This is a genomic window from Runella sp. R5_40, from assembly GCF_057652295.1.
Genome location: NZ_JBYFCH010000055.1, coordinates 1 through 3,548, shown reverse-complemented (window position 1 = coordinate 3,548; position 3,548 = coordinate 1). Strand labels below are relative to the sequence as shown.

The window sequence follows — 3,548 nt, the reverse complement described above, 5'->3', positions numbered from 1 at the left end:
TGGAATTTTTCCTTTATCGGCTAACGCAGTTATATGCTTAATCCAAGTTGCTCCACAAATTTTGGTTTTGATCCCTAAACTTATGGAAGACATTCCAAATAAAGTTAGGGATGTACTCGGTATTGTTGTAGATGTAAATATGCTTGAAGAAAATGGGTTATCTTTTCTTGAAATAACCGTTGAGCCTTACCCATACCCTGTCAATTATAAAGGCCAATATCATTACCGTAGCGGAAGCACTAAACAAGAATTGAAAGGCACCGCCCTCAACAAGTTTATCCTTCAAAAAACTGGGCGCCATTGGGATAGTGTTCCCGTTCTAAACGTTAATATCAACGACTTAGACAGCCGAGCATTTGAAAATTTCAGAAAAAGGGCTTCTCGTTCCAAACGTGTCGAAGAATCGGTCTTGGAAGCAAGCAACGAAGCATTGTTGGAACATTTAAGGTTATTTGAAAACCAGCACCTCAAACGGGCAGCTGTATTGCTTTTCCATCCTGACCCTGAAAAGTACATCACGGGGGCTTATATCAAAATCGGCTTTTTTGAAAATGAAGTTGATTTGCTGTATCAGGATGAAATTCACGGAACGCTTTTTGAGCAAGTCGAAAAAACAATGGACTTGCTATTGACTAAGTATATGCGGGCCATTGTGAGCTATGAAGGCATTGGGCGTATTGAAACTTACCCTTTTCCCGAAGCCGCTTTGCGCGAAGCCCTGCTCAATGCCGTGGCACACAAAGATTACAGCAGCGGCAATCCGATTCAAATCAAGGTCTATGACCATCAGCTTTCGCTATGGAATACAGGACATATTCCCGAAGGATGGAGCGTGGAAAAATTCTTAAATATTCACTCTTCAAGCCCTACTAATCCAGATATTGCCAATACGTTTTTTAGAACAGGGATGATTGAATCTTGGGGAAGGGGGATTTATAAAATTCTCAACGAATGTGCAAAAGCAAATGTACCAGTTCCTACCTATGAATTTTACTGGGGAGGGATTGAAGTGCATTTTACGTCGGAGAAAACGTCGGTGAAAACGTCGGTGAAAACGTCGGTGAAAATCTTGGCATTAATGAGGGAAACCCCTGAAATAACAATTCCTGCATTGGCTAAAGAAACAGGAGTTGCCATTCGTTCAGTAGAACGTGCCATTGAGAAACTTAAAAAAGAAAATAAAATCGAACGGATTGGCCCCGATAATGGCGGTTACTGGAAGGTTTTATAATCTCTTGTCAGCTTTTCCACACCATGCGACTATTGTTATTCCTTTTGTTTTTTAGCTTCTCTTCCCTCCTACTTTGGTCGCAAGAAAGCCCTTCTCACCCAGTTAATATCAAAGCCAAGTACGATAGTGCTCGGGTTGATTTTACACAATTTGAGAAAAAACACGGCGGGTTCGTGCATACCAAAAACGTAAAAATGCACTACCTCGAATGGGGAAATCCGCGACATACCCCCTTCATTTGGGTGCATGGTAGCTTCACTAATGCCTACGAATTTGCTGACCTTGCAAAAGAATTGGTTCAAAAAGGGTATTACGTCTTTGCGATTGATTATTACGGTCACGGCCAAACTCCCATTCCCACTCACGACGTCTCGCTTTATCACGTCGCCGACGATATTAACACCCTGATGTCGGTCAAAAAACTGCCCAAAGCGGTCATTGGAGGCTGGTCAAGGGGAGGTTTCATTGCTACGGCATTTTATGACGCTTATCCCGAAAAGGTACTAGGCTTGGTCCTCGAAGACGGCGGGTCGGTAGCCACCAACACCCACTACCATCAACTACCTGATAGCTCGTTGAATGCTCAAGTAAAAAGTATATTTACGGATAGATTTGCCTCTGCTACTTTTGACACAGAATTTGAGGCATACAAAGCCTATTACGATTATTCGTCGTCGGGCACTCAGTTTGAGCTGTTGGCTTGGCTAGGAAAGGATTCGGAGGGTAAATGGACGATTGGGGCGGGTGTCGAGAAGCTATTTCACATGCGCAACGAGGTTGAGTTTAAAGAAACCATTTTACGTCCTACCAAAGCATCTTTGTTTGGAAAATCAATGTCACTGATTGAACCAAAAATTATTTATCGAAACCTGCACGTTCCTCTTCTTATCATCGATCCAACGTCCCCCAACGACCTTTTTCCCTTCGAGAAGGATAACGCTGCCTTACAACAGCAACATTCAAAATTCATCACACACAAAATTTATCCAAATACAGGACACAATGTCCACTACGAGAAACCCAAAGAGTTTTTAGAGGATATTACAGCGTTTTTGAAAAGGGTTTCAGGGCATTAAAAGACCTTCCAAATTTGAATATAAAAGGACAATTTCGACTATTAATTACTTAAATTTAAAAAAACAACTATTCTTTTGAAAATACAGATTTAAATTTTGCTTTATGATATACATTTCTAGACTATTTCTCTATTAGTAAAAACATCCCTTTGAACACCATTTTCAGTTTTTGAAGTTACTCTACATCTTTTATTTGCTGGGTTTTCAACTATAGATACTTCTTCTAGCATATCAATCTTATTTATAATTTCAACGCATATTTTACCCATATAAGCATAACCTTTTATATGATCGCAATTCTGATATGATTGATAGCAGATAGAACATTCAGTCGTTTTAACAATAGCACCATAGCTCGAAAATAAAACCTCAGGAAATAGCAGTTTTTCGTAAAGATTAAATTTGTAAGCTAATTTAGTAAGATGTTCTCCTCCAAATGGATGATTTCTTATGGAAGCAGCGATAGCCTCTTGGCTACTTATTAAATATTCCCAAGCCTCATTTATCTTATACTAATTCAGAAATGGAAAGGCGTATATTTGCCTTATGAATTACGACTCAAAGATACACGAAAGTATAGATTACCTGTTAGAACAAGAGCGCAAGAGCTCCTTGTCTTTGATTAGAGATCGAGTGCGTTTTATTCGCTTGTTGAAAAGCGGCGAAGCAAAAACACAATCTGGTGCTGGTCAATTGATTGGTTTATGTGAACGTCAGTCCCAACGGCTTTGGCGCATTTACCAGCAAGAAGGACTTGCAGGCTTGCAAAAAAAGCCATCTTGGGGATATTGGGGTAAGTTAAGTAGTGTTCAGCTAACCCAACTTCGTCAATTTTTACTAGATGACCAAGCCGAAACATTAGCCGACATACAAGCCTATTTAAAAAACAATTTGGGCGTAAGTTATACTATTGGTGGAGTAAGCGACTTATGTAAACGCCTAAAAATCAAACTAAAAACGGGCCGCCCAGTCAATGTTCGTCAGCAAGCTGGGGCCATAGAAGAATTTAAAAAAAATTCAAAGATCTAAGGCAAAGCTATGCTGATGAGCTCATATTTTTCCATGATGAACTTAGGGCGGGTACACGCACAGAATTGAGTCGTAAATGGGCTCCGATAGGCCACAGGCCTATTGCTCCTGTGAAGATAGGCTATGAAAACACCTATCGCACGGATTTCTATGGTTTATGCAAGCGTGCGAGTATAATTTTTGTCATATTTTTGCTGGTGATGCACCACCGA

Annotated in this window: 3 protein-coding genes; all 3 read left to right on the top strand. The window is 40.2% G+C overall.

The genetic code is table 11. The annotated features are described in order from the left end of the window. The first annotated feature begins 82 nt into the window (after positions 1 to 82). The 3 genes from AC23N5_RS31310 (at position 83) to AC23N5_RS31300 (ending at position 3,336) form a co-directional block, all read left to right on the top strand. Complete coding sequence (locus tag AC23N5_RS31310; RefSeq protein WP_487758545.1) at positions 83 to 1,231, top strand: ATP-binding protein; 1,149 nt, start codon at positions 83 to 85, stop codon at positions 1,229 to 1,231. A gap of 23 nt (positions 1,232 to 1,254) precedes the next feature. Beyond that, positions 1,255 to 2,307 (top strand): alpha/beta fold hydrolase, encoded by a 1,053-nt coding sequence (locus tag AC23N5_RS31305; RefSeq protein WP_487758544.1) that lies wholly within the window; start codon positions 1,255 to 1,257, stop codon positions 2,305 to 2,307. Positions 2,308 to 2,853: 546 nt separating this feature from the next. Next, positions 2,854 to 3,336: a helix-turn-helix domain-containing protein gene (locus AC23N5_RS31300; protein WP_487758543.1), complete on the top strand. Its 483-nt coding sequence runs from the start codon at positions 2,854 to 2,856 to the stop codon at positions 3,334 to 3,336. Positions 3,337 to 3,548: the final 212 nt, after the last annotated feature.